The organism is Terrabacter sp. P5_B1 (assembly GCF_056400505.1).
Genome location: NZ_JBFULD010000420.1, coordinates 1 through 3,080 on the forward strand (window position 1 = coordinate 1; position 3,080 = coordinate 3,080).

Consider the following 3,080-nt stretch of genomic DNA (forward strand, 5'->3'; position numbering starts at 1 on the left):
TCCGGCGTCAGTCCCGGCGCCGGCCGCGACCCCGAGCAGCACGCCCAGCGCATCCCCGAGCCCAGCCACGAGCGTCGCCGCCCCCTCGGCGAGCTCGAGCCCGACGTCGAGCCGGCCCTCGAGCCAGCCCTCTAGCCAGCCCTGGAGCCAGCCCTCGAGCCAGCCCTCGAAGAGGGCCGCCCCGGCGTCCACGCCCTCCAAGCCGCAGCCCGCCCACCACGTCAAGGGCAAGCGGAAGGGCAAAGGCAAGTAGATGACCGACCACCGCGACCAGCCCGACCAGCGCCCTGCAGGCGCCCGACGAGTGGACCAGGATGACCCAGCACCCGAACGAGCAGAGGCCAACGACATGAGCACCGCACCCCGTGTCCTCGGTGGACGCTACGAGGTCGGCGAGCTGATCGGCCGCGGCGGCATGGCCGACGTGCACCTCGGCCACGACACCCGCCTGGGGCGCAAGGTCGCCATCAAGATGCTCCGCTCGGACCTCGCGCGCGACGCGAACTTCCTCCTGCGCTTCCGGCGGGAGGCGCAGTCGGCCGCCGGTCTCAACCATCCGGCGATCGTCGCCATCTTCGACTCGGGCGAGGACGACAGCGTCGTCGAGGGTCCCAACGGCACCCGCACGACGCTGCCCTACATCGTCATGGAGTACGTCGACGGCGAGACCCTGCGCCAGCAGCTGAGCAAGCGCAAGCAGTTCGAGCCCGCAGAGGCGATCCGGGTGACGGAGGGCATCCTCGACGCCCTGGCCTACAGCCACCGGATGGGCATCGTCCACCGTGACATCAAGCCGGCCAACGTCATGATCACCTCGGGCGGCCACGTCAAGGTGATGGACTTCGGCATCGCCCGCGCCATCGCCGACACCGCCGCCACGATGACCCAGACCCAGTCGGTCGTCGGCACCGCCCAGTACCTCTCACCCGAGCAGGCCCAGGGCCAGACGGTCGACGAGCGGTCCGACCTCTACTCGACGGGGTGCCTCCTGTTCGAGCTGCTCGCGGGTCGTCCGCCCTTCACCGGTGACTCGCCGGTCGCCATCGCCTACCAGCACGTCGGCGAGCTGCCCCAGCCCCCGAGCGTCTTCAACGACGCCGTCGGCGGCGACCTCGACGCCGTCACCCTGCACGCTCTCGCCAAGGACCGCGAGGCCCGCTACCAGAACGCCACCGCCTTCCGGGCCGACCTCGAGAACGTCCGGCTCGGCCGATCCATCAGCACGGCTGCCCTGGGCACCGCGGCCGCCGTCGGCGCCGTCGCCACCCAGACCCTCCCGCAGTCGTATGCCATCGCCGGCTCCCCGACGGCGGTGCAGTCGCCCGTCACCGCGCGCAGCGAGCGCTACGCCAACACCGCGGGTCTGCCGGCCATCGGCCACGACGAGGAGGACGGCGACGAGACGAAGGGCGGCAGGGGCAAGGCGGCGCTCATCACGGTGCTCATCACTGCCGTGCTCGCCCTCGTCGGCTGGGGTGCCGTGACGTGGTTCAGCAACCAGACGCCGGCGGTGACGCTGGTCTCCGTGCCGACGATCGAGGGCCTGAAGGGCGACGTCGCGGCCCAGACGCTCGCCACCAACAACCTCCGGGGCGAGAAGTCGACAGCGCCCAGCACGAACGTGACCGAGGGAGACGTCATCAGTCAGGACCCCAAGTCCGGCACGAGGATCGCCGAGCAGTCGGTGGTCAAGTACGTCGTGTCGACCGGGCCGGACAGCCTGACCGTCCCCGACGTGACCGGCTTCAACAAGGACGCCGCCCGTGCCGAGCTCGAGAAACAGGGCTTCGTCGTGTCCGGCTTCCAGGAGGAGAACACCCCGGACCAGGAGAAGAACAAGGTGACGAAGACCGACCCGGCCGCCCGGGCCGTCGTCGCCAAGGGCTCGAARGTCCGCATCTTCTACGCGACCGGCAACGTCAAGGTGCCCGACAACCTCGTCGGGCAGGACTGGGCCCTCGCCGCGGTCGCCCTGCAGAACGCCGGCCTCCAGCCGCGCAAGGAGGCGGTCGAGTCCGCCAAGAACCCCGACGAGGTGCTGTCCGTCGACCAGGCCGGCAACGTCGTCAAGATGGGCACCTCCATCACCGTCAAGGTCGCCAAGGCGCCGACGCCCCCGCCCGTGACGGTCACCTCACCCCCGCCTACCACGCCGGGGACGACCACGACCGGCACCGGGACCGGGACGCCGACCCCCTAGGCCAGGCACACGGCATACGACGAGGGGCCCCTTCCCAGCGGGAGGGGCCCTTCGTCGTATGCCGTCTCGCAGGGTGTGGTCAGACGGCTGCGGTCACGAGCGGGCTGAGGCCGACCGACCGCTCGACGGCGTGGGCGTCGCCGCACATCGCCAGGAAGTTGGCGAGCATCCGGTGGCCGCCCTCGGTGAGGACGCTCTCGGGGTGGAACTGGACGCCGTGTAGCGGCAGGTCGCGGTGGCGCACCGCCATGACGAGGCCGGAGTCCGTGTGGCCCGTGGCGACGAGCTCGCCCGGGAGGGTCTCGGGGACGATCGTCAGCGAGTGGTAGCGCGTCGCCGTGAACGGGCTGGGCAGCCCCTCGAGGACGCCGGTGCCGTCGTGGTGCACGAGCGAGGTCTTGCCGTGCAGCAGCTCGGGCGCCCGGCCGACGGTCGCGCCGGCGAAGACGCCGAGGGCCTGGTGGCCGAGGCACACCCCGAACATCGGCTTGGCCAGACGGGCGCACTCACGGATGATCTCGAGCGAGACGCCCGCGTCCTCGGGCGCGCCGGGGCCGGGGGAGACGACGACCCCGTCGTAGGCCGCCGCGTCCGTCGCGGGGACGGCGTCGTTGCGCACGACCGTGCAGTCGGCACCGAGCTGCTCGAGGTAGCCGACGATGGTGTAGACGAAGCTGTCGTAGTTGTCGACGACGAGGATGCGAATGCTCATGCGGGCCTGTCGGGGGGAGGTCACGGGGTGCCGGTGGTCGGCCGGATCGGGGTCGCGTACTGGAAGTCGACCGACCCCGAGTATGCCGGGAACTCGGTCGAGCCCAGGGTGTGGAGTCCGTAGCCGAGACCGACGGCGTCGACGTACTGCTTGTAGATGGTGACGGAC

At 71.1% G+C, this 3,080-nt stretch carries 3 protein-coding genes; 1 reads left to right on the forward strand and 2 read right to left on the reverse strand.

What is annotated here, in order from left to right:
* A partial coding sequence (locus tag AC1DP0_RS20220) for a hypothetical protein (protein WP_478088065.1) occupies nt 1–225 on the reverse strand: 225 nt, incomplete at its 3' end.
* 124 nt (nt 226–349) lie between these two features.
* On the opposite strand from AC1DP0_RS20220, the gene pknB reads away from it, so the two are divergent.
* On the forward strand, nt 350–2,200 hold the full coding sequence (pknB, locus tag AC1DP0_RS20225) for a Stk1 family PASTA domain-containing Ser/Thr kinase (protein WP_478088067.1): 1,851 nt from the start codon (nt 350–352) through the stop codon (nt 2,198–2,200).
* Nucleotides 2,201–2,279: 79 nt separating this feature from the next.
* On the opposite strand, the gene AC1DP0_RS20230 is transcribed toward pknB, so the two are convergent.
* Nucleotides 2,280–2,912: an aminodeoxychorismate/anthranilate synthase component II gene (locus tag AC1DP0_RS20230; protein ID WP_478088069.1), complete on the reverse strand. Its 633-nt coding sequence runs from the start codon at nt 2,910–2,912 to the stop codon at nt 2,280–2,282.
* Between the last annotated feature and the right edge of the window lie 168 nt (nt 2,913–3,080).

Coding starts and splice junctions, on each gene's coding strand:
- AC1DP0_RS20230 (WP_478088069.1), bottom strand. CDS start 2,912: ATGAGCATTCGCATCCTCGTCGTCGACAACTACGACAGCTTCGTCTAC.